Here is a 23,222-nt window from a genome sequence, read left to right as displayed (position 1 = left end):
TTTTAAACTTTTGATTTTCTTTTCTTAATCGTAGTAGTTTTTTTCTTTTTCTATTAAGTTATCTGCGTGTTTGAATGAACATGTTTTTTTGATTGTTTTATCCATCTAGCTAGTGTGCTTGAGGATAATTCATATTCTCTCATTATCTCGCTTTTTCTTTTTCCTGTCTTGTATAATTCTACTATTTGTTTTATAAATTCTTGGCTAAACACTCTTCGTTCTCTTCGGTTTGACTCTCCTTTTTTTATTATATCTTTCTTACTAATATCTGTCTAGTTTATTCTAGCCCAATCACTAATAAAAAATATAATTGGATATTTATTAATTATAATAAAGAATGAAAATTAAAAATATGTAGAAGAGAAATAATAAAATAGTATGAAGAATAAATAAAAAATAATTGTAGATAATCAAAATCTCTAACACAGTAAAATTATATGAAAATTAGTAATTATTAATATTAAAAATAACTATTTTGAAATTATTTTATATAAATTATTCAACAATTTAAGGTGAAAAAATAATAAGAAAACAAAAAAGTATTATAATGAAACTCAAGAATTATTTTACAATATAATTTTGATGTGTTATAATCTACCGCATAGTGGGAATACTAGTTTGCACTATTTTATTAGATTAAATTAATTTACTGGTGTTTTATAATATCGTAAAAAATGTGTAAAATAAATCCTACTTAAAAATATAAAGAAAGGAAGCATTATTCATGAAAAAGAAAATTTTTATATGGATAGCAACTATACTTTTAATATGTAGTACAATACTAACTACAATTATAAGTTCAAATTCAAATATTGCTAATGCAGTAGGGGGAGAGCAGGGAAGAAATAGTGCTGGTGTGCTAAAAAAAGAAGTTAAAGATAAAGATTCCAAAGAACCTACAGAAAAGAAATCTAATGATAGAGCACTGGAACAGTTAAGAAATATAAATAAAGGGATTGAAAATATAACACTGAAAAAAAGAGATGATGTTAAGAATATTTCAGATAATATAATTAATGATCTATCTAGAGATGTTATGGAGAGAGATAATGTCATAAAAACTTTTAATGTAACAGATTTAAATGGGAAACCACTTAGTGGTGAAGTTGAGAAGTGGCAAAATTTTAAAGTAACTGGAACATTTGAATTGCCTAATAATGTAGTTCGAAAAGGAGATACAACTACAATAAAGTTACCTGAACAATTAACCTTTGGTGGGGGATCACTAAATTTTAGTATAAAAGATTCTAAAAATAATGTTGTTGCTAATGCTTTAATAAATCCAAATACTAAAACTATTACCTTGACGTATACAGATTATCCGGAAAAATATTCAGATGTAAAGGGAGAATTTTACTTTTATGCAAGGGTAGATGAATCTAGAATTAAGCAGGAAATAGATATAGACCTTAATTTTACTATAAATAATAAAGTAATTATTTCTTCTGGAAAATTACATTATAAAGGACCTAAAAGATATAATACTACAATGGGAAAAAGTGGTTGGCAAGACAGAAAAGATAAGAGTTTGTTGCATTATGATATCTCTATTAATAGAAGTATGATAGATTTGAAAAGTGTTAAGATTAAAGATAGATTAGATGATAATGTTCAAAATGTAAAAGTATTGCCGAATACCATTAAGATATATAAGTTAGACTGGTATTGGGACAAGGTGCGATGGAAATATAAAAATTTGGAAGAAGTTACAGCTAATTTTAAGGATAAAATAAAAGTAGATAATGATCAAAAAGGTTTTACTATTGATTTAGGAGATATTGGAAAAAAAGGTTATAAAATAACCTATGATATAAGAGCCGGTTATACACCCGCTGATGGAGAGATAATTAAAAATAAAGCTACATTAAAATATAATGGAAAAATTAATACTGATGCAGAATTCACTTTAAACTATTTGGCAGCCGGAGGAAAAGCGGAAGGATATGTATACTCTATTAATTTACTTAAAAAAGATAAAGATGGAGGAAAAGCACTAAAAGGTGCCGAATTCCAAGTAACACGTGATGCAACCGGGCAAGTAATAGGGAAGTTTACAACAGATGCTGACGGAAAAATATCAATTAAAGGATTGTTAAAAGATAACTATACTATAAAAGAAACCAAAGCACCTGACGGTTATAAATTGGATCCGACAGAAATAAAAATCGGTCCAAGTGACTTCGGTAGCGATAAATCAGTAACTAAAGAAGTCCTTAACGAAAAAGCTAAAATAAAAATCTGTGGAACAAAAACATGGGACGACAACAATAACCAAGATGGGAAACGACCAAGTAAAATCAAAGTAAAACTACTAGCAGACGGAAAAGAAGTAGATTCAAAAGAAGTAACGGAAAAAGATGGCTGGAAATACAGCTTTGATAACTTGGACAAATACAACAAAGACGGAAAAGAAATTAAATACACAGTAGATGAAGAAGTAGTAGAATTCTACGAAAAAACAGTAGACGGCTTTAATCTAACAAACAAACACGTTCCTGAAAAAACAAAAGTTGAAGGACTAAAAACATGGAACGACAATAACAACCAAGATGGAAAACGACCAACAAAAATCAAAGTAAAACTACTAGCAGATGGAAAAGAAGTAGCTTCAAAAGAAGTGACAGAAAAAGACGGCTGGAAATATAGCTTTGATAACTTGGATAAATACAAAGACGGAAAAGAAATCAAATACACAATAGATGAAGAAGTAGTGGAATTCTACGAAAAAACAGTAGACGGCTTCAATCTAACAAACAAACACGTTCCTGAAAAAACAAAAGTTGAAGGACTAAAAACATGGAACGACAATAACAACCAAGATGGAAAACGACCAACAAAAATCAAAGTAAAACTACTAGCAGACGGAAAAGAAGTAGCTTCAAAAGAAGTGACAGAAAAAGACGGCTGGAAATACAGCTTTGATAACTTGGATAAATACAAAGACGGAAAAGAAATTAGCTATACAATAGATGAAGAAGATGTAGCAGGATATACAAAAGAAATAAATGGTTATAATTTAACAAATAAATTATTACCACCGCCACCAACACCGCCACTACCAAAAACAGGACTAACAGACAGTGGATTAGGAAACTTAGGAATAGCATTGTTGGCAGCTGCATTATTTATAGTAGGTAGAAAAAAAATCTACGATAATTAATATCTTTGTAGTAAAGTTAATGGAATAAATTATACAATAAAAACTTGATGTATGGATTTATATGTATAATAAATTTAAGGGTATGGATTTTTTTCCATACCCTATATTTATTATACAACCGAAAATTTTAAACATACTTAAAGAAAAATGTTACCGTCGTTACTTCTATTCTTTTTTTCTTTGTAAAAAAATGTATTCATGATATAATAAAATAGTCGATTTATATAAAGATTAGAAAAAATATTGAAAGGAAATAGAGATGTTTCAAGAGAAAAAAATTTATACAACTCAATGGGCAGGGAAACGATTAACTGTGGAGTTAGGTGAGATGGCGAAGCAAGCTAATGCAGCAGTAGTAGTTAAATATGGGGATACTGTTGTATTAACGACAGCGGTTGCTTCTAAAGAAGCAAAAGATGTAGATTTCTTTCCGTTAACAGTAAACTATGAAGAGAAAATGTATGCTGTCGGAAAAATTCCGGGCGGTTTTTTAAGACGTGAAGGACGTCCGGGGACAGAGGCGACGTTGGCGGCACGTTTGATTGATAGACCGATTAGACCATTGTTTGAAGATGGTTTTAGAAATGAAGTACAGGTTATTTCAACAGTCTTGTCAGTAGAGTATGATAGTGATCCGGTAATGGCAGCAATGTTAGGCAGCTCATTAGCATTATCAGTATCTAATATTCCGTTTAAAGGACCTATAGCCGGTGTTACTGTTGGATTTATAAATGGAGAATATATAATTAATCCAAGTGTTGAACAACTTGAAAAATCAGAAATAGATTTAAAAGTAGCCGGAACAATAGAAGCAATTAACATGGTTGAAGCCGGAGCAAAAGAGGTATCGGAAGAAGTAATGTTAAATGCTATTATGTTTGGACATGAAGAAATTAAACGTCTTATTACTTTCCAACAGAAAATTGTTAACGAAATTGGTCAAGAAAAAATGGAAATTGAGCTGAAAGTCATTGATGAAACTATTTATAATGAAGTGTTGGAACTTGCACTAACCGATATGAAAACTTCAATAGCAATAAAGGACAAACAAGAACGTGATGAAGCTATTAATTCTGTAAAAGAAAGAGTAACAGTGATATTTGAAGAACGTGTAAGCGATGAAGATGAACTAGATATAGTTAAAGAAGCAAAACTTTCATTAGATAAGATTGTAAAAGATGAAGTTCGTCGTGAAATAACTGAAGATAAAGTAAGACCTGACGGGCGAGCTTTAACGGAAATAAGACCACTGGCATCACGTATTGATGTATTACCGAGAACTCATGGATCAGCCTTATTTACTCGTGGACAAACGCAATCGTTAGGTGTCGTTACGCTAGGCAATATATCTGACGAACAAATAATTGACGATTTGACACAAGAAGAAAATAAACGTTTTATGCTTCATTATAATTTTCCGGCATTTTCTGTAGGTGAAGTAGGGTTCAGTCGTGCGCCTGGCCGTCGTGAGATAGGACATGGTGCATTAGGTGAACGTGCATTATCACAGGTTATACCGTCAAAAGAAGATTTTCCTTATACAATTCGTGTTGTATCGGAAATTTTGGAATCAAACGGTTCAAGTTCGCAAGCAACAATTTGTTCAGGGTCTATGGCACTTATGGCAGCAGGGGTTCCAATTAAATCACAAGTAGCCGGTATAGCCATGGGACTTGTAAAAAAAGATGAACATTATACTATTTTAACGGATATTCAAGGTATGGAAGATCATCTTGGAGATATGGACTTTAAAGTAGCCGGGACAGCAGAAGGTATAACAGCACTTCAAATGGATATAAAAATTGATGGGCTTAGTGAGCAAATATTAAAAGAATCTTTGGAGCAAGCCCGTATAGGAAGACTTCAAATTCTAGCACACATGAATGAAGTAATTTCTGAACCACGTCAAGATGTTTCAGTATATGCACCAAAAATTAAAATTATTAAAATTAAACCTGAAAAAATTAAAGATGTTATAGGTTCCGGCGGTAAGGTTATTAATGAAATTATTGAACAAACAGGTGTTAAAATTGATATTGAACAGACGGGAGAAGTATTTATTTCATCACCGGATTTGGAGCAAATTAATAAAGCAATAGATATTATTGAAAATATAGTAAGAGAAGCAGAAGTAGGGGAAATTTATTTAGCGGAAGTAAAACGTATTGAAAAATTCGGCGCTTTTGTTGAGTTATTCCCCGGTGTCGACGCCCTTGTACATATTTCGAAATTAGCTAAAGAACGTGTAAATAAAGTGGAAGATGTTGTAAAAATCGGTGATACTTTAAAAGTTAAAGTTATAAAAATTGACGAAAAAGGTCGTGTCGATGCCACTGCTAATTTCTAGGAGAACAAGTTATGGAATTATTTGAGAAAGAAAGACGTGGTATTTACGTTTATTTTAAAAGTTTTAAAGATTTAAACAAATTAGAGAAATATGGGAATTTTATTTCTTACTCTAGACGTGGGAGATATGCCTGTATTTATGTTGATGAAAGTAGAATAGAATCTATTATAGCAGATTTGAAAAAGAAAAAATTTGTGAAAAAAATAGAATTATCACAAATGTCAGATCTGCACCTTAGCTTTGAACATTTAGATAAAAATTTATCTTTATCACAAGGATAGAATAAAGGAGGATATTAACCTCCTTTTTGCAAAAATTACTAAATATTTGTGTGAGGAACAATGAGAGTAATAGCAGGAAAATATAAATCTATAAAATTAAATGCTGTTGAAGGGATGAACACCCGACCGACAACTGATAAAATAAAAGAAAATTTATTTAACATGATTGATTGTTATGATCTTAAAGTATTGGATCTTTTTGGTGGAACAGGAGGACTAGGTATAGAAAGTCTTAGCCGTGGAGCAAAACATGCTACATTTATTGATGGAAGTAGTAATGCTATAAAGACTATTCGTTCGAATGTGGAAAGATGTAAGATTGATAAAAAAAATTATGAAATTTATCGTAACGACTATAAGAGAGCTTTAAAAATTTTTTGGAAAAAAGAAGAAAAGTTTGATTTGATTTTTTTAGATCCTCCTTATAATAAAGGTCTTATTGACTGCAGCTTGCAAGCTATATTAGAAAATAATATATGTGCAAATAAGTGTTTAGTTGTTTGCGAAAAGAGTAATACGGAAAAAATTACAATAAAAGATAAAAAATTGGAGATTATAAAAGAAAAACAGTATGGCATAACAGACATAATAATCTTTGAGTATGGAGAATGAAAATGAAGAAAAAGATAGCAATCGTACCCGGAAGTTTTGATCCAATTACATATGGGCATATTGATATAATAAAAAGAAGCGTAGAATTGTTTGATGAGGTAATAGTGGCTATTTTGGTCAATCCTGACAAGAAGTACCTATTTACTCTTGAAGAACGTGTTGAAATGATAGAAAAATCAATAGAAAATATAAAAAATGTTAGAGTTGATTCGTTTTCAGGGTTATTAGTTAATTATGCGAAATCGGTAGGATCTAATGTAATCGTAAGAGGGCTAAGAGCCGTTTCAGATTTTGAATATGAAATGCAGCTGACTTTTATGAATAAGGCACTTGATGAAAATATCGAGACTTTTTATATGATGGCAAACAAACAATACTCATTTATAAGTTCCAGTATTGTAAAAGGTGTATCAGGATTTGGAGCGGATTTATCAAAATTTGTTCCAAAAAATGTGGAAGAAAAATTAGAAATGAAAATGAAAGAGAGAGAATAAAAGTGAATAAGGTTCTTTTCACAGGTGGTGGATCAGCGGGACATGTTTCCGTTAATGTAGCACTTATACCTGAATTTAAGAAAAATGGATATAAAATTTCTTATATTGGTAGTAAAAAAGGTATAGAAAAAGAAATGATTGAAAAAATTTCTGATGTAAAGTATTATGCTATTAGTTCAGGGAAATTAAGAAGATATTTTTCGTGGGAAAATTTTGTAGATCCATTTAAAGTTTTAAAGGGAATAATTGATGCAATCTTAATATTAAAAAAAGAGAAACCCGATTTTGTGTTTTCTAAAGGTGGATTTGTAAGTGTTCCGGTTTGTATAGCGGCGAAACTTTTAAAAATACCGGTTGTTTTGCATGAATCAGATTTAACACCGGGGTTGGCAAATAAAATTAATATTAAATTTTGCGATCATATTTTTACGACTTTTGAGGATACTATAAAATATTTACCAAACGGCAAAGCCAGTCTTATCGGAGCAATAGTAAGAGATGACATTTATAGCGGGAAAAAAGAAAAAGGTTATGAATTTACCGATTTTAATGAAGAAAAACCCATTATATTGGTGATGGGAGGCTCACTCGGTTCTAAAATATTAAACGATTATATTTGGAATAACATTTCAGAACTTGTTGAAAAATATCAAATTATTCATCTGGTAGGTAAAGGTCTAATAAATGATAATATTGTAGCACAAGGTTATAGACAGTATGAATTTTTATCAAAAGAGCTGTTTGATGTATTTCAAATAACCGATTTTACGATTTCAAGAGCCGGAGCAAATGCTTTATATGAGTTTTTAGCACTTGAAAAACCGGCTATTTTAGTACCGCTCGGTATTAATCAAAGTCGAGGAGATCAGATTGAAAATGCTAAATTTTTTGAAAAAAATAATTTTTCTAAAGTTATATTTGAGGAAGAATTTGTTGATTTAGATTTAACCGAAATTGGTGAATTTTATAATAATTTAGACCGATATAAAAAGTCTATGATTGAATATAAAAAAGAAAAGAAAGTTATTAATAATGTAACAGATTTTTACAAAAAAATATTAAATATAGTAGGAGTGAGAAAATAATATGAAAAATATAAAACTCTTAACTTATGTCAAAGTGGTGTGTTTTTTGCTATTATTGGTAGTTGCGATAAAATATCCGACAAATTCATTTGATAAAATTATAGCTGATTTAATTGAAATAAAATTATTAGGCTCATTAGCTAAAATAATCTCGCTAGTTTTTAATGATAAATTGTTGCTGGTCATTATGATTTTATTATCAGTATTTCTTGCATGGATAAAAGAGTTACCAAAAGCGGTGTTTATGTTTTTTACTGCAGGATTTGGCGGCTTATTATTAACTGTTGTTAAATATAGCGTTCAAAGAGTAAGACCGCTCCCAGATGTTCATGACGGTTTTAGTTTTCCTAGTGGCCATTCTACTTTTGTAATATTATTTTTCTTAGCATTAACTTTTATAATTAATAAGAAAAATTTGGTTCGTGTTATTGGAATTTTTGCGATAATTCTTGTACCTATATCAAGATTAATATTGGGAGCACATTTTTTAACGGATGTAGTGGCAGGGCTGTTACTGGGCAGTATAGTTGTAGATTTAATGAAAATATATTATATTGATATATATAATATACTAATGGGGGTAATAGGAAGAAGAAATGAATAGATTAAAGAATAAAGAGGGAGTAGTAGCAGTCGGGTTGGTTATAATCAACTTTGCTTTATGGTATTATTTCGCTTATATAAGATATAGTGACGTTGATGTAAAAGATTATAAATATATTTTAGGATTACCGGAATGGTTTTTTTACAGTTCAATAGTGGTTAGTGTTTTTATAATAATTCTTGTAATTATTTTTGCAAATCTATTATTTAATCGTGAAATAAAAGAGGAGGAAAAATAATGAAATATACAGTAGATTATAAAATATTAATTTTATTTACGGTAATATTTTTAACTATTATACTATTACCACTTATCTTAAACAGATTTAGTCATTCGGGACAACGACATATTGGTTTTTTTGAGAAATATTATTTAGCTGACAGAAAAGTAAGTGGGATAGTATTGGCGATAACGTTGATGTCAACATATGGTTCGGCTTCAACATTTTTAGGTGGACCGGGTGTAGCGTATAAGTTAGGTTATGGTTGGGTGCTTTTAGCGGTTATTCAGGTGGTAACCGGATATTTCGTACTTCTTGTTCTTGCTAAAAAGTTCAGAAAGGTAGCCAAAGAAATAAATGCTATTACCATTAGCGATTATTTAAAAAATAGATATAAATCAAATGTTGTTGCTTATTTATCATCATTGGCAATGATAGTATTCTTGATTGCGGCAATGTCGGCTCAATGGGTCGGCGGTGCAAAGTTACTGTCAGCTTTTATGGGGATAGAATATAAAACCGGGATATTTCTTATTTCTGTCATTATTATTTTTTGCGTTGTGTTCGGTGGGTTAAAAAATATTTTAATTACCGACATGATACAAGGGTTAATTATGGTGTTTTCAACAATTATTTTATTATATGCGGTTATTCACTACGGTGGAGGAGTTGAAAATATTACCAATAATTTATTATTAACAAATGAGAAAATACTATCACCATTTGGAGCGGATGGCAGTTTGACAGCAAAGTATGTTAGCTCGTTTTGGGTATTAGTCGGTGTAGGTGTTATAGGTATTCCGCAAATAGCTATTAATTCTATGTTATATAAAAATAAGCGTAGCTTAAAACAATCGATTATTGTTGGAAGTATAGTAATTTTTATAGTTATGTTTGGGGTACATTTAATCGGTGTTATGGCACGTGGAGTTTTTCCGGATATAAAAGATTATGATTCTGTAATTCCGATTATTACACTTAAAATATTGCCGTGGTATTTGGCAGCTTTAGTATTGGCTGCACCTATGGCGGCGATAATAACGACTGTTAATGCTCAATTTTTATTAATTTCATCTGCATTAATAAAAGATGTACTTTTCAATAATAAAGCAATAAAAGAAAAGATAACAGGAAAAAAAGTTCCGGTATTTGTGTATACAATTAATATCCTTGTTATAATTTTAATTATGTTTATCAGTATGCAACCGCCAAGTTTGATTGTTAATGTTAATCTTTTTGCATTTGGTGGTTTAGAGGCTACATTTTTATGGCCTATTTTACTGGGATTATATTGGAAGTATGCGGAGAAATATGGTGCAATTATGTCTATTGTATTCGGTTTAACAAGTTATATAATTTTTAAAAAAGTGTACATTGTGAAATCAATAGAGCCGGTAGTTATTTCATTAATAATATCTTTAGTTGTTTTTGTACTTATTTCATTAATTAACTCTAAGAAAACAATTGAAAAATAAATAATATTATAATAAAATAAAAATGTAAGTTAAGGAGGCATAAGCAATGATGAAAAAAGTTATAGTAAAACATACAGATGCGAAGAAATTTACAGTGAGTGATATGTTGACTGTTGGAAAAGAATACGAAGTTGTTAATGTTACGGAAGAATATATTTTTGTAATCGATAATAGCGGTAAAGTTGGCGGTTACTATCATGAATATTTTGAAGAAGTAAAATAGAGGTGTGGTGAACGCTATGAGCAAAAAATCTGTTAAAAATATGGTTTTAGTGGTAATGTTTGTTATTTTAGCACCGGTTATTCTTTTAGGTATGACAGTTTTAGGTAATTCGATAACAGGAAAATCAAAACAAAACCCGACCGTCCAAACTACAAATACTACACAGACGGCCAAGGTCCCGGAGGAAAACAAAGCTACTGATAGCAATATCCCAAAGGCCAATGAAGAAAAAGTGTCAAATAATGCTTCTAACAATACTTCGAATAACAACAACACGAATAATTCAACTGCAAATACATCAAAAAAAGCGATTGCAGGTCAGGAATATACTGTAAAAACAGGGGATACTTTATTCACTATAGCTGCGGCGGCATACGGAGAAAGTAATACTAAAGCGGGTGTTGAAAAAATAAAAGAAGCTAACAATATGCAAAATAATAACTTAAATGCCGGGCAAAAAATTCAAATACCAAAATTGTAATTTTGTAAAATAAAAAATTGTATTTCATATTGACAAGATTTTCTAAAATTGATATACTAAATGTCACAATAGATTACACAATGAAAAGAAAAGTAAAAGTGGAAAATTTATTTAGAGAGTCTTGGTAGCTGAAAAGAGATTAAATTAAAAACTTTGAAGATGGTCTTTTGGTGTTAGTAGTTGAATAATTAAATTACTACGGTAAAGCCCGTTATAGCTTACGGTATTTAGAATAAAAATTAATTCTTTGTACTTAGTGAGTTAATATTTGTAAAAATATTATAAAACAAGGTGGTAACACGCTAAGGCGTCCTTGCAGAGCAATTGTTCTGTGAGGATTTTTTTATTTTGTAATCAAAATATAGAAAAGAGAGGTATATAATTATGAAAAAAAATATGTTGAAGGTGTTTAGTTCAACGGTGGCACTGTCTTTAGTGTTGGCCGGGTGTTCGACTAGCCAGAATAAGAAAACGAGAGATGAAACGAAACCGGCGGTAGAATTTAAAACATCTGTAGATAACGGCGGTAATACAATTAATAATGGACATTTGAAAATCGGTATTTTGTCAGCTGATCCGTTAACAGGAATGTTTAACCCAATTTTCTTCTTGCAAGCGACAGATTATTATATAATGAGAGATACAATGTTATATACATTTGCGTTAGATAAAGATTATCGTTTAAAACAAGATGATGGTAATGCGCCGGCTAAGTTTCATTTAGATAAAGATAAAAAAGAAGCAACTGTAACTTTACGAAGTGATTTGAAATGGAATAATGGACAAGATGTAACAGCAGATGATATTGTGGCAACTTATCATTTAATGGGAAATCCTAAGTATGTTGAGAATATTAGATATTCTGAAGATTACGAAGTAATAGAAGGAATGAAAGAATATCATAACGGAAAAGTAGATAGTATTTCAGGTATTACAAAAAAAGATAATAAGACTGTTGTTATTAAATATACGGAAGTAAAACCGTCAATATTATGGGGAACAGGATTTTTAACGGTATTTTTAAATAAAGATCAAATAGCTGAAGCATCAAAAGATTTTGGAAAATTCTCGGGTGCGGAATTGAATACAAAACCATTATCTTATGGGCCGTATTATCTTGATAAACAAGTCAATGGAGAAAGTGTCTTAGCAAAACAAAATCCATATTATTATAATAAAGATAAAGTAAAAGTTAAAGAAATCGAATTTAAAGCTGTTTCTCCGGCACAAGCAGCCGCAGTTATAAAAAATGGTGATGTTGATTATATTCGTGCTTTAAGTCCTAATATTTGGGAAAATGTAAAAGATGCAAATAATGGTTCAATACTAGGGCAAACAGATCTTTACGTATCATATGTAGGATTTAAACTGGGAAAACTTGATAAAGAAAAAGGAAAAGTTGTAACAAATTCAAATGCAAAACTGGCTGATGTTAAAGTAAGACAAGCATTTGGATATGCTGTTGATTGGGATCAAATTAATGAAAAGTTATTTAAAGGGTTAAGATATACTCCAACAGGTTCCGGTTTTTTCCCTCCGCGTATAGAATTAGCAGAAAATCCTAATGGAAAAAAATACAAGAAAGATGTGGAAAAAGCTAAAAAATTATTAGATGAAGCCGGATTTAAAGATAAAGATAATGACGGTATTCGAGAAGATAAAAACGGAAACAAAGTATCATTTAACTTTGCTGTTCGTAATACAGGAAGTGATTTGGATCAAGCACTTGCAGATAATTTCATAAAATCTTGGAAAGAAGTTGGCTTAGATGTAAAATTAGTAGACGGTAAACTATTATCGGCAAAAGATTGGTCAACACGTGTTCAAGCGGATGATTCTGAGATAGATATTTTCCAAGGAGCATGGGGATTCTTTAACAATCCAAATCCGAATTACATAGCCGGAGAAACATCGAAATTAAATTTACCGCGCTATATTGATGATAAGCTGATAAAAGATTTAGAACAAATAGATTCTATAGATTCATTTGATGATGCTAAAATAAAAGAAGCATTTAATAAATTTGATGAAGATTTTGCTGCTGCTAGTCCGTGGTTGCCGTTGAGTTGGAATACCGATATTGTTTGGGTAAATAAACGTATAAAAAATCTTGACTTAAAAAAATATAACACTTTTGATCAGCAATTTTATGAATTGGAACTAACAGCAGATAAAGGTGTCAAAAACTAATTAAAAAATTAAGAATACTGTAGCATTATTAAAATAGTGTTACAGTGTTCTTTAATTATTATTTGTTTTCCTAAATATAATACAAAATTTAGATAAAAATTAAAATTAATATTTAAGATAATTAGCTGCGAATATTGTTAATAATAACTGGTTTGTGCCAATTGATAATAAATATTATTAAATGGAAAAATTTTCCTAAATATGTTAAAATAAAGTATTAAGAGATCAACGGATAAATTTCTAATGAAAGAGATTAAAGGAGATTATATGATAAATAAATTAGGATGGAAAATAGGTGGAGAACAAGGAGAAGGATTAGAAAGTACGGCGGAAATTTTCTCCACTGCTATAAATACACTTGGATACCACATGTATTCTACCAGAGATTTTGCTAGTAGAATTAAAGGTGGACATAGTAATAGTAAAATATGTATTTCAGAAGAAAGAATTAATGTAATAGATTATAAAACAGATATTTTAATAGCTTTTGACCAGGCGACACTTGATAATTATATTGCAGAGTTGGATGAGCATAGTATTATTATTGTTGACGAAAAAATTAAACCTGTTTTTTCAGAAGAGATTAAGAGTATAATCGCTGTATTTCCAATTACGGATTTGGCTAAAGAAATTTCTAATCCCATTATAAAAAATATTATAACACTTGGTATATGCTCAGCACTTTTGAATATAGAGGATAAGATATTTTATGAAATGATTGAAACAAAATTCTCAAGCAAAGGCGAAGAAATAGTAAATACGAATATTCAGGCATTCGATAAAGGATGTGAAATTATGACAACCTTTATGAATGAAAACAATATCGGTAATAAATACTATCTTAAAGAATTAGAGCCAAAGGAACAAAAAAATATGTGGCTTGTCGGTAATCATGCAGCAGGTTTTGGAGCGTTGGTTGCCGGATGTAGATTGTATTCAGGTTATCCAATTACACCGGCTACAGAAATAATGGAGTATTTATTTGATAAGTTACCAACTGTAAAAGGCGCTTATATTCAAACGGAAGATGAGATAGCCGCACTAGGTGTAGCTATTGGGGCTAATTTCGCCGGGGTTCGTGCCATGACGGCTACATCAGGTCCCGGTATTTCACTTATGACAGAGTTTCTAGGGATGGGCGTTATGGCGGAACAACCGGTAGTTATAGTAGACGTTCAGCGTGGCGGTCCATCGTCCGGACTTCCGACAAAAACTGAACAATCGGATATTTTTCATGCTGTTTATGGTGGGACAGGTGATGCTTCAAGGATAGTTCTTGCTCCTATTTCTGTAGAAGATTGTTTCTATATTATGATAGATGCATTTAATATGGCTGAAAGATATCAAACTCCTGTTATCGTATTAATGGATTTACAACTTGGAATGAATAAGGAAACTGTTCCGAATTTTGACTTTAGCAAAGTAAAAATAGACCGTGGTCAGTTATTAAAACAAGAAGATATTACAGAAGAAGATATTATTTATTTTAAGCGTTATGCTACTGATGTTCTTGTTTCTGACAGAACAATTCCGGGGCAAAAAGGAGGAATACACAATGCCAACAGTTATGAGCATTCTATTGTCGGACTTCCGTCAGAAGTAAAAAGAAATACAGTGCGTCAAAAAGAAAAACGTTCCAATAAAATTGAAAATGCTTTGTTGGATAAACCGTTTGTGTTACATGAATACAATGATGAAAAAGATATATTATTAGTGGGTGTAAATGCAACTTACGGTGTTCTTAATAAAGCTGCTAAACAATTAAAAGAACAAGGTATGAAGATAGATACTATGCAAATAAGACAAATCTATCCGGTAGCACAGGAAATTCGTGATACTTTTGATAAATATAGAAAAGTCTATATTGTAGAACATAATCATAACAAACAACTTCGTACTGTTATTGCAAGTAAATATCACAACTCACATAAATTGGGTAGTTTATTAAAATATGACGGTGATATTTATTATACTCACCAACTTATAGAACAAATATTGGAGGAGGAGAAATAATTTGAAAGTAACATTAAAAGATTATAAAAATGATGTTAAACCCGATTGGTGTGCCGGTTGTGGTGATTATTCAGTTCTTGCCGGAATTAATAGAGCTATTGTCAATTTAGGTATAAAGCCGGAAAATGTTGTTATTTCTGCCGGTATAGGTTGTTCCGGGAAAATTAGCGGTTACACAAAGGCATATGGCGTACAAGGGCTTCATGGACGTTCATTACCTGTTGCTCAAGGAATAAAATTAGCAAATCAAGATTTGACGGTTTTTGCAATGGGGGGAGATGGAGATGGTTATGCTATCGGTATAGGGCATGCGGTTCATGCAATGAAACGAAATATTAATATGACTTATGTGGTAATGGATAATCAACTTTATGCCTTAACTAAAGGGCAAATGTCACCGAAATCGGATGAAGGACTTATTACAACAACGACATTAGAAGGCGTAATGGAAAAACCTTTATCCGCTATGAAGATCGCTTTATCTTGTAAAGTAACTTTTTTAGCACAGGCATTTACCGGAGATATGAAACAAATGATGCAGATTTTTGAAGAAGCGGTACAACATGATGGGTTTTCATTAGTTAATGTATTTAGCCCATGTAAAACTTATAATTACAAAAACACACCGGCTTGGTATAAAGAAAACCTAACTAAATTGGATGACATAGAAGGTTATGATAATACAAATAAGTTAGAGGCATATCGTATATTGGAAGAATATAATGATTTGGTCACGGGTGTTATCTATAAAAATACGCAAAAAAAACATTATGAAGATATATTAAAAAATTATAAACGTGATGAACCCGTTGCACATCAAAATTTGAATTTTAGTGAAGATTTGTTTAATAAATTATGTGATGAATTTAGATAAGAGGTTTCGAATGAAAAAAAGAAAAATATTATTAGTATTAGGACTAGCGGCAGTTACCAATTATTATCTTTACAAAAAATACAATGAAATCATTGAAGATAATGAGCATATAGATAGATGCCGTAATAAATTAATAGCGAAAGGTTTCGAGGTTAATAATAGTTATTCATTAAATTTGAAAGAGAATAACTATCTGATGTTTTATTTTGATGAAAAAGAAAAAAGTTATGAGGTGAAATATAGTAAGGAAAATGAAGAAATAGAATATATAAAAGAGGTAGAATAAAATGAGCAGTGCATTAAAAAGATTTGAAGAGCTAACAATGTTAGACGGAACATCAGGATTTGAAAACGAAATTTCTAAATATTTAGAAGAGAATTTATCAAAATATGCTGATGAAATTAAATACGATAATTTAGGTGGAATTTATGCAATAAAAAAATCAAAAAAAGAAAATGCTAAAACTGTCATGATAGCAGCACATATGGATGAAGTCGGTTTTATTGTAACAAAAATTTTACCGAACGGGATGTTAAAATTTGAAACACTTGGCGGTTTTAGAGAAGATGTTTTGTTAGCACAAACTTATACTATAACTTCATATGAGGGTAAAAAATTTACCGGGGTAATAGGCTCTATACCGAAACATTTTACAGCAGGGATAGCACAAAATGTTAAAATAAACGATATGACGATAGATCTTGGAGCTGCTTCACGAGAAGAAGTTTTAGAAATGGGTATTAGAGAGGGTGCTTTTGTAACACCGAAAACCAATTTTGAACAACTTACAGAATATCGTTTTATGAGCAAAGCTATAGACAATAGATACGGTTGTGTAATTATTACTGAAATATTAGAACAGTTTGCTGATAAAGAGTTGGATATTAATTTGGTGGTTTGCGCCACTGTTCAAGAAGAAGTGGGATTACGTGGAGCAAGTGCGGCGGTTCATATGGTGAAGCCCGATGTTTGTTTTGTTGTTGATTGTAGCCCTGCTAATGATATGGACGGTTCTGCTACCAGTAACGGTCGTCTGGGAGAAGGATTTTTAGTAAGACTTGTTGATAGAACAATGGTACTCCGCCCAAATATGAGAGAAAAAATAGTGGAACTTGCAGAAAAAAATAATATAAAATATCAGTATTTCACATCACCCGGTGGAACGGATGGTGGAAATATTCATCAGGCATTAACGGGAGTACCGACTACCGTAATAGGGATTTGTGCCAGATATATTCACACACATAATTCAATTTTTGACATAAGAGATTATTATGCGGCAAAATCAATTTTAGAAAAATTAATAGAAACGATTGATGATAAATTTATTGAAGATATAAGAAAATAGAAAATTAGAAAAATCAGACTTGTTGAATGACAGTCTGATTTTTTTATAGAATAATTAAAAGATTAAATTGTTGTGTAAAATAATATATTGAATATATTTACTATACAATTTTAAGTTTGACCTCAGAAACTTTTTTGACCTCCGGAATTTTTTCTTTTATATTTTTTTCAATGGCATATTTCATAGTAATATGTGACAGCTCACAGGTTGCGCATTCACCCTTAAATCTTAATTTTAGAATCCCGTCTTTAAAGTTAATAAATTCTATATCGCCACCGTCTGCAATTAATTTTGGACGAATTTTGTCTAATTCAAGTTTTATTTTATTTATAGTATTAAAATATTCTGTATTCAAAATAACACCTCATCAGTAAAAATATATCATATAAAGTTATATATTTTAAAAATTATATAAAATTAAGACATTATACTATTATTTTACCAGAAAAACGGTTATAATAATAGTATAAAATAAAGTAAACGAGGGAAAATATTATGACTAACACAGTAGATCAAATAATAACTGTAACAGATATAGCTGTTAAAAAATTTCAAGAGTTACTGTTTGATGCTAATAAAAAGGACAGTTATTTGAAGATAGCTATAGTATTAGATGGGACACAAATGCAATATAGCATGGACATTAAAGACGAATTAATTGAAGGAGATAAGGTTTATACATTTAACGAGTTAAAAATGGTAGTAAACGAAGAAGATGAATTGCTTCTAAAAGGTCTTGAGATTGATTATGTACAAGACGAGTTTGGAAGTGAATTTACGTTGCATAATCCTAACATGATGGAAATTTATGATGATGAAGATGGAGGCTGCTGTGGTGGCTGCTGTTGTTGTGGGCATTAATAATTTAAGAAATATATAAATAAAAGGAGAAAATATCATGAAAAATGTAGTAATTTTAGGAGCGGGATACGCAGGTTTAACAACGCTGAAAGGCTTGAAAAAGGCTATTAAAGCAGGAGAAGTAAAAGTTACTTTAGTAAATAAAAATTCTTATCATTATGATACAGTCAATTTACATGAAGTTTCTTCAGGGAATATTCCTGCAAAAGATATTACAATCGAAATAAAAAATATTTTACCTGCCGGTGCGGATTTTATCCAAGATGAAGTTATCAAAATTGATACCGAGAAAAAAATAGTATTAACTAAAAAACATGAGCTTGATTATGATATATTGGTAATCGGTTTAGGCTTCCAATCAGAAACATTCGGTATCGAAGGAATGGCAGAATATGCGATGCCGATAACAAATGTCAAAGCAGCTGAAAAAATTTCTACAACTATTGAAGATAATTTTAGAAAATATGCGACATCTGAAGAAAAAGATGAAAAAGATATTTCCATTATAGTTGGAGGAGTAGGATTAGCCGGTACTGAGTTTCTTGCAGAGTTATTACATAGAAGAAAAGAATTGTGTTCTAAATATGGTATTGATGAAAAATTGGTGAAAATTCGTGCTTTTGATGCAGCACCAAAATTGTTGCCAATGTTTACTAAAGAATATAGCGATTATGCTAAGAAATTTTTAGAAGATCAAGGTATTGAGATTACTTTAGGAGCGGGTATTAAAGGTGCAACTAAAGATGGTTTCATCGTTGAAATAGACGGGGAAAGAAAAGAACCTAAAGCTAGCACATTAGTATGGACTGCCGGGGTACGAGGGAATAAACTTATGGATGAAACGTTCCCTGAATTGGCAAAACGTGGCCGATTAATAACAACTCAACAGTTAACGGTTCCCGGAATGGACGATGTATATGTAATTGGTGACTGTGCAGCATTTATAGAAACAGGTCAAGAAAGACCTTACCCTACAACAGCACAAATTTCTAACCAAATGGGACAATATGTAGGAGCAAGAATTAGCGGAAAACAAGTTGGAGATTTTAAATATATTAATCGCGGTGTAGTATGTTCATTAGGAGCTAAAAACGGAATAGCAGATGTAATGGGCGGTAAAAAATCAAAAGGATTTAAAGCGGCGAAATTGAAAAAAATAATAGAAGCAAAAGCAATTTATGAATTAACGGACTTTATGACCGCTCTTAAAAATCAACGTATATTATAATCTAATTATTAAGTATGATAGACAGCTGAGGAAACTCGGCTGTTTTTATTTTTTAATAAAAATATTATTTATCGAATAGTTGTAATAAACAGTTAAGTTTGAATATTTTATTGTTATGATAATTACATCAAAAAATATAGTACTAAAATTTTTTGTCAAATTAGAGATAATTATAAAATACCATGTTGCTGTAATTGAAAAATATTTGTAAGTGTGATAATATATAGGGTAGAGAAAATTCAACCAAAAACAGTTATGGGGAAAAATTATGATTTACAAAATAGCAAATACAATAGAAGAATACGAACAAATTTTCAAATTAAATTATGAAACTTTTGTTGATGAAATTCCTCAGCACGAAAAAAATGATACTGGAAAATTAAAAGATAAATTTCATGATAAAAATATTTATATTATTGCTAAAAAGGAACAAGAAGTAGTCGGAATGATTGCATTATCAGATACAAGACCATTCTCACTAGATTTAAAATTAAATGATATAGATAAATATTATGAAGGTAGCTATAAAAAACCAGTTGAAATAAGATTATTATCGATTAAACAACAATATAGAAAAACAAAAGTATTTACAGAATTAATTCAAAGAACATTTAATTATATTATTCAGAATGCTTATGATATTATTTTTATCTCAGGAACTACTCGCCAAGAGAAATTATATCGTCATTTGGGATTTGTTAAGTTTCATGAAAATGTCGGAACAAAAGATGCTGAGTATATGCCGATGTATTTAGATTTAACAAAAGATAACAGAATAATAGATAAATTATCAAAGGCACAAAGAATTAACTTTTTGCCGGGACCTGTTGATTTATCAGAAGAAGTTGTGAAAAAACTATCTAAAAAGTTATATTCACACAGAAGCAATGAGTTTGTCAGTTTGACAAAAGATACATTAGAAAAAATAGAAACTATTTTGGATGTTAGAGAGGCGACAATTTTACACGGTTCTGCAACATTGGCAAATGAAGCGATTATGGCACAATTAAAAGGTCGCAGTTTAACTAACGGTTTAGTGTTGGCAAATGGAGAATTTGGGAACAGATTAATAAAAGAAACAAAACGTCATGGTTTGAATATAGAAAGTTATAGTGTAGGTTTTGGAGAAAGTTTTGATTTGAAAGAAGTAGAAAGAAAACTTTCCTCTAAAAATTATGACTTTGTTTATTTAGTACACAATGAAACCAGTGTCGGAATTTTGAATGATTTAGAAGAAATCACTAAAATTGCTAAAAAATATGGTATTGTTTTAGCGGTGGATGCTGTTTCTGCCGTGGGTGCGGTGAAATATAGTTATAAAGATGTTGATTATGTTGCCTGTTCTTCAGGAAAAGCATTTTGCTCAGTGGCAGGTCTTGCAATAGTTGGGTCTAATTGTGACTTAGTAGAATTAAAAGATACACCATTATATTTAGATTTAGGTTATGCTCATAAAATGACCTCAATACCGTTTACTCAACCGTCAATATTAATGGAAGCATTAAATACAGCATTAGATGTATTTAAGACAGATAAAAGATATGGTGTGGTAAAAGAAAAGTATTCATATATGAAAAAAGGTTTAAAAGAATTAAATCTCCCAATTATGAAAATAAAAGAAAAAGAAATTTCACCGGTGATTATTACCGTGGAATTACCTAAAGAGATTTCTTCTTTGAACATTGGAGAATCATTTGCGATTAATAATATATTTATTCATTATAAAAGTTCATATCTCCAAGAGAGAAATATTATACAGTTCTCATTTATTAATGTAAATACAGATAAAAAAGAAATAGATTATACATTAAGTATATTAAAAGAAATGATAGGAGAAGAATAATGACAGTATTTAAAGTGTTTTATCAAGAAAACGCACAAGAAATCCCCGTAAGGGAAAATACTCAAGTATTGTATGTAGAAGCTGACGGGATACCGGAGGTTAGAAAATACTTGGATGACAGAAATTACAATATAGAACTTATTCAAGAATTAAGTGAAGCATATTTAGAGTTTGAAAAACAATCTGAAGACTTTAAATTGGAGAAAGTCTATGGATAAAATTATCAAAAAACACGAGGTAGGTATCGCTGCTATTGGCGGCTTAGGAGAAATCGGTAAAAATACCTATGCTATTCAATATCGTGATGAGATTATTATTATTGATGCCGGAGTAAAGTTTCCCGGTGATAATATATTGGGGATAGATTATGTTATTCCGGATTATTCATATATAGAGAAAAATGTAAATAAAATAAAAGCACTTATTATTACTCATGGGCATGAAGACCATATTGGCGGCTTACCATTCTTATTAAGAAAAGTCAGTTTGCCGATTTATGGTGGGCCACTAGCGATAGGGCTTATAAAATCAAAACTTGAAGAACATAATCTTCTTGGCAAAGCGGAGTTAAATATTATTGACGAAGATACTAAATTAAATTTTAAGTACTTAAAAATTTCATTTCATAGTACTTCTCATTCTATTCCGGATTCGTTCGGAGTTATTGTTAATACTCCCCAAGGAAATGTTGTCCACACAGGAGATTTCAAATTTGACTTTACTCCGGTAGGTCAAGGTTCTAATTTACATAGAATGGCTAAGGTTGGAGAAGAAGGAGTTCTTTGTCTATTATCAGATTCGACCAACTCTGAAAGAACGGAATTTACTCAAAGTGAAAAAGAAGTAGGAAAAACAATATCTAATATTTTACGTAAAGAAAAACATAGAGTTATTTTTGCGACTTTTGCCTCTAACGTCTATCGTGTAAAACAAGTAGTTGAAGCATGTATTGAACATAATAGAAAAATAGTAGTTTTTGGTCGTTCAATGGAGAAAGCGATAAAAATAGGGACAGAATTAGGATATATAAAAGCTCCGAAAGATACTTTTATCAACAGTAAATATTTAAACCAAGTAGATCCTAATAAATTACTTATTTTATGCACAGGTACTCAGGGTGAAGAACTTGCGGCTCTTAGCAGAATAGCAAACGGTACACATAAAAAAATTACGATAATGCCGACCGATACTGTAGTTTTTGCGAGTTCAGCCATTCCGGGGAACACATTATCTATTAATAAAAATATAGATTTGTTATCTAAGTTAGGTGCTAATGTTATTACATCAAGTGTAAATAATGTTCACACATCGGGGCATGGTTCTAAAGAAGAACAAAAATTAATGTTCAGACTAATAAAACCAAAATATTTTATGCCTATTCATGGAGAATATCGTATGCAGGTGATTCATGCAAAAACCGCAGCGGAGTGTGATATACCATTAGAGAACTCATTTATTTTAAAAAACGGTGATGTACTGGCATTAACAAAAGACAGTGCAAGAGTTGCGGGGAAATTCGACGCATCTGATGTCTACGTTGACGGTTTGGGTATTGGAGATATTGGAAATGTGGTTATTAAAGATAGAAGAGAGTTATCAGAAGAAGGGGTTGTTGTAGTTTCGGTAGCAATTGATTTCAAAACTAAAAAACTACTCAATAACCCGGATATTATCAGTAGAGGATTTGTTAACATTTCAGAATCAACAGAGCTGTTGAATGAATGCAAAAATGTTGTGAAAAATGAAATGCTTAATATTTTAAAAGAAGATAATATAACCGTCTACCAAGTAAGACAAAAATTAGTAGAAATTTTAGGGAAGTTCCTAAATAGTGAAATAGGAAGACAACCTGTAATATTACCAACTATTTTGGAGGTATAAA

The 23,222-nt window shown here is 30.8% G+C and carries 23 protein-coding genes; 21 read left to right on the top strand and 2 right to left on the bottom strand.

The genetic code is table 11. From position 1 onward, the window contains the following. Positions 1–53 precede the first annotated feature (53 nt). Complete coding sequence (locus tag AXE85_RS08875) at positions 54–212, bottom strand: transposase (RefSeq protein ID WP_021752421.1); 159 nt, start codon at positions 210–212, stop codon at positions 54–56. 512 nt (positions 213–724) lie between these two features. Between AXE85_RS08875 and AXE85_RS06305 the strand changes: the two genes are divergently transcribed. The 16 genes from AXE85_RS06305 (at position 725) to AXE85_RS06235 (ending at position 17,408) form a co-directional block, all read left to right on the top strand. Next, on the top strand, positions 725–3,160 hold the full coding sequence (locus AXE85_RS06305) for a Cna B-type domain-containing protein (protein ID WP_062174026.1): 2,436 nt from the start codon (positions 725–727) through the stop codon (positions 3,158–3,160). Between the two features lie 259 nt (positions 3,161–3,419). Then, complete coding sequence (pnp, locus tag AXE85_RS06300; RefSeq protein ID WP_062174024.1) at positions 3,420–5,507, top strand: polyribonucleotide nucleotidyltransferase; 2,088 nt, start codon at positions 3,420–3,422, stop codon at positions 5,505–5,507. 11 nt (positions 5,508–5,518) lie between these two features. Continuing rightward, positions 5,519–5,788, top strand: coding sequence for a DUF2129 domain-containing protein (locus AXE85_RS06295; RefSeq protein ID WP_062174023.1), 270 nt, complete (start codon positions 5,519–5,521; stop codon positions 5,786–5,788). A 60-nt stretch (positions 5,789–5,848) separates the two neighbouring features. Beyond that, positions 5,849–6,400 carry a 16S rRNA (guanine(966)-N(2))-methyltransferase RsmD gene (gene rsmD / locus AXE85_RS06290; protein ID WP_062174021.1) on the top strand — a complete coding sequence of 184 codons (552 nt, stop codon included), beginning with the start codon at positions 5,849–5,851 and terminating at the stop codon, positions 6,398–6,400. Positions 6,401–6,402: 2 nt separating this feature from the next. Continuing rightward, positions 6,403–6,894: a pantetheine-phosphate adenylyltransferase gene (gene coaD, locus AXE85_RS06285; protein ID WP_062174019.1), complete on the top strand. Its 492-nt coding sequence runs from the start codon at positions 6,403–6,405 to the stop codon at positions 6,892–6,894. A 2-nt stretch (positions 6,895–6,896) separates the two neighbouring features. Continuing rightward, complete coding sequence (locus AXE85_RS06280; RefSeq protein ID WP_062174017.1) at positions 6,897–7,979, top strand: undecaprenyldiphospho-muramoylpentapeptide beta-N-acetylglucosaminyltransferase; 1,083 nt, start codon at positions 6,897–6,899, stop codon at positions 7,977–7,979. A gap of 1 nt (position 7,980) precedes the next feature. Next, a complete protein-coding gene (locus AXE85_RS06275; protein WP_062174014.1) occupies positions 7,981–8,583 on the top strand; it encodes a phosphatase PAP2 family protein in 603 nt (200 codons plus the stop codon). Then, positions 8,576–8,821 (top strand): YhdT family protein, encoded by a 246-nt coding sequence (locus tag AXE85_RS06270; protein ID WP_062174011.1) that lies wholly within the window; start codon positions 8,576–8,578, stop codon positions 8,819–8,821. Before AXE85_RS06275 ends, AXE85_RS06270 begins: the two co-directional genes overlap by 8 nt. Beyond that, positions 8,821–10,278 carry a sodium/pantothenate symporter gene (gene panF, locus AXE85_RS06265; protein ID WP_062174009.1) on the top strand — a complete coding sequence of 486 codons (1,458 nt, stop codon included), beginning with the start codon at positions 8,821–8,823 and terminating at the stop codon, positions 10,276–10,278. The genes AXE85_RS06270 and panF overlap by 1 nt, the downstream gene beginning before the upstream one ends. Before the next feature lie 46 nt (positions 10,279–10,324). Next, positions 10,325–10,501, top strand: coding sequence for a DUF6501 family protein (locus tag AXE85_RS08480; protein ID WP_169721097.1), 177 nt, complete (start codon positions 10,325–10,327; stop codon positions 10,499–10,501). A gap of 16 nt (positions 10,502–10,517) precedes the next feature. Beyond that, positions 10,518–10,982 carry a LysM peptidoglycan-binding domain-containing protein gene (locus tag AXE85_RS06260; RefSeq protein ID WP_062174007.1) on the top strand — a complete coding sequence of 155 codons (465 nt, stop codon included), beginning with the start codon at positions 10,518–10,520 and terminating at the stop codon, positions 10,980–10,982. Between the two features lie 384 nt (positions 10,983–11,366). Further along, entirely contained in the window at positions 11,367–13,172 is a 1,806-nt protein-coding gene (locus tag AXE85_RS06255; RefSeq protein WP_062174006.1) for an ABC transporter substrate-binding protein, read from the top strand. A 267-nt stretch (positions 13,173–13,439) separates the two neighbouring features. Continuing rightward, positions 13,440–15,185, top strand: coding sequence for a 2-oxoacid:acceptor oxidoreductase subunit alpha (locus tag AXE85_RS06250; RefSeq protein WP_062174004.1), 1,746 nt, complete (start codon positions 13,440–13,442; stop codon positions 15,183–15,185). A 1-nt stretch (position 15,186) separates the two neighbouring features. Next, a complete protein-coding gene (locus tag AXE85_RS06245; RefSeq protein ID WP_062174002.1) occupies positions 15,187–16,059 on the top strand; it encodes a 2-oxoacid:ferredoxin oxidoreductase subunit beta in 873 nt (290 codons plus the stop codon). A 10-nt stretch (positions 16,060–16,069) separates the two neighbouring features. After that, positions 16,070–16,345, top strand: a complete 276-nt coding sequence (locus tag AXE85_RS06240; protein WP_021752928.1) for a hypothetical protein — start codon at positions 16,070–16,072, stop codon at positions 16,343–16,345. Position 16,346: 1 nt separating this feature from the next. Beyond that, entirely contained in the window at positions 16,347–17,408 is a 1,062-nt protein-coding gene (locus AXE85_RS06235) for a M42 family metallopeptidase (RefSeq protein WP_062174000.1), read from the top strand. Positions 17,409–17,508: 100 nt separating this feature from the next. On the opposite strand, the gene AXE85_RS06230 is transcribed toward AXE85_RS06235, so the two are convergent. Next, entirely contained in the window at positions 17,509–17,763 is a 255-nt protein-coding gene (locus tag AXE85_RS06230) for a NifU family protein (RefSeq protein ID WP_062173998.1), read from the bottom strand. A gap of 140 nt (positions 17,764–17,903) precedes the next feature. On the opposite strand from AXE85_RS06230, the gene AXE85_RS06225 reads away from it, so the two are divergent. From AXE85_RS06225 to rnjA, 5 genes are all read left to right on the top strand, one after another. Continuing rightward, on the top strand, positions 17,904–18,269 hold the full coding sequence (locus AXE85_RS06225; protein WP_062173996.1) for a HesB/IscA family protein: 366 nt from the start codon (positions 17,904–17,906) through the stop codon (positions 18,267–18,269). 37 nt (positions 18,270–18,306) lie between these two features. Continuing rightward, complete coding sequence (locus AXE85_RS06220) at positions 18,307–19,497, top strand: NAD(P)/FAD-dependent oxidoreductase (RefSeq protein ID WP_062173994.1); 1,191 nt, start codon at positions 18,307–18,309, stop codon at positions 19,495–19,497. Between the two features lie 268 nt (positions 19,498–19,765). Then, the gene (locus AXE85_RS06215) at positions 19,766–21,340 is read left to right on the top strand and encodes an aminotransferase class V-fold PLP-dependent enzyme (RefSeq protein WP_062173993.1); all 1,575 of its coding nucleotides are present in this window, start codon (positions 19,766–19,768) and stop codon (positions 21,338–21,340) included. After that, the gene (locus tag AXE85_RS06210; RefSeq protein WP_062173990.1) at positions 21,340–21,558 is read left to right on the top strand and encodes a DNA-dependent RNA polymerase subunit epsilon; all 219 of its coding nucleotides are present in this window, start codon (positions 21,340–21,342) and stop codon (positions 21,556–21,558) included. Before AXE85_RS06215 ends, AXE85_RS06210 begins: the two co-directional genes overlap by 1 nt. After that, positions 21,551–23,221, top strand: a complete 1,671-nt coding sequence (gene rnjA, locus AXE85_RS06205) for a ribonuclease J1 (RefSeq protein ID WP_062173987.1) — start codon at positions 21,551–21,553, stop codon at positions 23,219–23,221. Before AXE85_RS06210 ends, rnjA begins: the two co-directional genes overlap by 8 nt. Position 23,222 lies beyond the last annotated feature (1 nt).

The organism is Gemella sp. oral taxon 928 (genome assembly GCF_001553915.1).
Taxonomy (GTDB): Bacteria; Bacillota; Bacilli; order Staphylococcales; family Gemellaceae; genus Gemella; species Gemella massiliensis.
Note: the sequence above shows the minus strand (reverse complement) of the source record. Positions and strands in the feature narration are given on the sequence as shown.

Excerpts from the sequence above, each read along its gene's own strand:
- AXE85_RS06260 (WP_062174007.1), top strand. The coding sequence starts at position 10,518 with ATGAGCAAAAAATCTGTTAAAAATATGGTTTTAGTGGTAATGTTTGTT.
- AXE85_RS06250 (WP_062174004.1), top strand. The coding sequence starts at position 13,440 with ATGATAAATAAATTAGGATGGAAAATAGGTGGAGAACAAGGAGAAGGA.
- coaD (WP_062174019.1), top strand. The coding sequence starts at position 6,403 with ATGAAGAAAAAGATAGCAATCGTACCCGGAAGTTTTGATCCAATTACA.
- pnp (WP_062174024.1), top strand. The coding sequence starts at position 3,420 with ATGTTTCAAGAGAAAAAAATTTATACAACTCAATGGGCAGGGAAACGA.
- AXE85_RS06210 (WP_062173990.1), top strand. The coding sequence starts at position 21,340 with ATGACAGTATTTAAAGTGTTTTATCAAGAAAACGCACAAGAAATCCCC.
- AXE85_RS06235 (WP_062174000.1), top strand. The coding sequence starts at position 16,347 with ATGAGCAGTGCATTAAAAAGATTTGAAGAGCTAACAATGTTAGACGGA.
- AXE85_RS08480 (WP_169721097.1), top strand. The coding sequence starts at position 10,325 with ATGATGAAAAAAGTTATAGTAAAACATACAGATGCGAAGAAATTTACA.
- panF (WP_062174009.1), top strand. The coding sequence starts at position 8,821 with ATGAAATATACAGTAGATTATAAAATATTAATTTTATTTACGGTAATA.
- AXE85_RS06220 (WP_062173994.1), top strand. The coding sequence starts at position 18,307 with ATGAAAAATGTAGTAATTTTAGGAGCGGGATACGCAGGTTTAACAACG.
- rnjA (WP_062173987.1), top strand. The coding sequence starts at position 21,551 with ATGGATAAAATTATCAAAAAACACGAGGTAGGTATCGCTGCTATTGGC.
- rsmD (WP_062174021.1), top strand. The coding sequence starts at position 5,849 with ATGAGAGTAATAGCAGGAAAATATAAATCTATAAAATTAAATGCTGTT.
- AXE85_RS06240 (WP_021752928.1), top strand. The coding sequence starts at position 16,070 with ATGAAAAAAAGAAAAATATTATTAGTATTAGGACTAGCGGCAGTTACC.
- AXE85_RS06295 (WP_062174023.1), top strand. The coding sequence starts at position 5,519 with ATGGAATTATTTGAGAAAGAAAGACGTGGTATTTACGTTTATTTTAAA.
- AXE85_RS06255 (WP_062174006.1), top strand. The coding sequence starts at position 11,367 with ATGAAAAAAAATATGTTGAAGGTGTTTAGTTCAACGGTGGCACTGTCT.
- AXE85_RS06275 (WP_062174014.1), top strand. The coding sequence starts at position 7,981 with ATGAAAAATATAAAACTCTTAACTTATGTCAAAGTGGTGTGTTTTTTG.
- AXE85_RS06270 (WP_062174011.1), top strand. The coding sequence starts at position 8,576 with ATGAATAGATTAAAGAATAAAGAGGGAGTAGTAGCAGTCGGGTTGGTT.
- AXE85_RS06225 (WP_062173996.1), top strand. The coding sequence starts at position 17,904 with ATGACTAACACAGTAGATCAAATAATAACTGTAACAGATATAGCTGTT.
- AXE85_RS06215 (WP_062173993.1), top strand. The coding sequence starts at position 19,766 with ATGATTTACAAAATAGCAAATACAATAGAAGAATACGAACAAATTTTC.
- AXE85_RS06305 (WP_062174026.1), top strand. The coding sequence starts at position 725 with ATGAAAAAGAAAATTTTTATATGGATAGCAACTATACTTTTAATATGT.